Annotated in this window: 1 protein-coding gene and 1 pseudogene; one reads left to right on the top strand and one right to left on the bottom strand. The window is 73.2% G+C overall.

Going from position 1 to position 900, the window contains the following annotated elements; translation table 11 throughout:
- Positions 1-605, top strand: a pseudogene (locus A5692_RS13595) (hypothetical protein); the annotation flags it as partial.
- Positions 606-691: 86 nt separating this feature from the next.
- On the opposite strand, the gene A5692_RS13590 reads toward A5692_RS13595, so the two are convergent.
- The coding region (locus A5692_RS13590) for a ParA family protein (RefSeq protein ID WP_369830293.1) at positions 692-900 on the bottom strand (209 nt) is incomplete at its 5' end.

Below are 900 nucleotides of genomic sequence, written 5' to 3'. Positions count from 1 at the left end.
CCGCGGCGGCCAGCTCGTCGGCCGTGTCGGTGCTGGAGAGCTGCGTGGACCAGGCCGACCTGCGGCTGGTGCTGCTGCGGCCCGGCAAGGACGACGACGAACCCCAGCAACGCGTCGTGGCCGAACCCGGGATCAAGGCGGACTCGGGCGCCCGGGTGCTGGCCGTCTGGGAGAGCAACACGGCGGTGTATCTGCCCGCTCCGCAGCCCCGGGTGGACGTGGTCGACGAGACGGGCACCACCGTGTCGAGCACCCTGCTGCCCAAACCGCCGTCCGGCCCGGGGGCGGTTTCGCACGCGGGCAGCCTGATCACCTGGTGGACGGGCGATTCGGTGATGGCTTTCGAGACGGGCAACCTGACGCTGCGCTACACCATCGCCGCCGGCGCGACGACCGCGCCGTTGGGGCCGGGCGCGATGATGGCGGGCCGGCTGCTGGTGCCGGTCACCGGCGCGATCGGGGTCTACGACCCGGTCAGCGGCGCCAACGAGCGCTACATCCCGGTGAACAGGGCGTCCGGCCCGCCCGGCCGCGCGGTCGTCCCGGCCGTCGCGGGATCCCAGGTGTTCGAGCAGCGGGGCGACACCGTGGTGGCCCTGGGCTGACATCGCGTGTGCGCTCGGGGCGGCGACACACCGACGCGCCGCGCCGCAGGCGCACAATCAAAGCCGCAGGCGCACAACCGCGCCCGCTAGACCTCGACGGCGAACGTCGGCAGCGGCTTGCCGGTCTTCCAGTGCTTGAGCAGCGCCTTCGCCAGGTCGGCGTAGGCCGACGCGCCCTTGTTCTTGCGCCCCGACATCACCGAGGAGCCCGAGGCGCTGGCCTCGGCGAAACGCACCGTCCGCGGGATCGGCGGGGCCAGTACCGGCAGGTTGTAGCGGTCGGCGACGTCCAGCA

It is taken from the genome of Mycobacterium sp. E342, from assembly GCF_001667665.1.
Classification (GTDB): domain Bacteria; phylum Actinomycetota; class Actinomycetes; order Mycobacteriales; family Mycobacteriaceae; genus Mycobacterium.
Note: the sequence above shows the minus strand (reverse complement) of the source record. Positions and strands in the feature narration are given on the sequence as shown.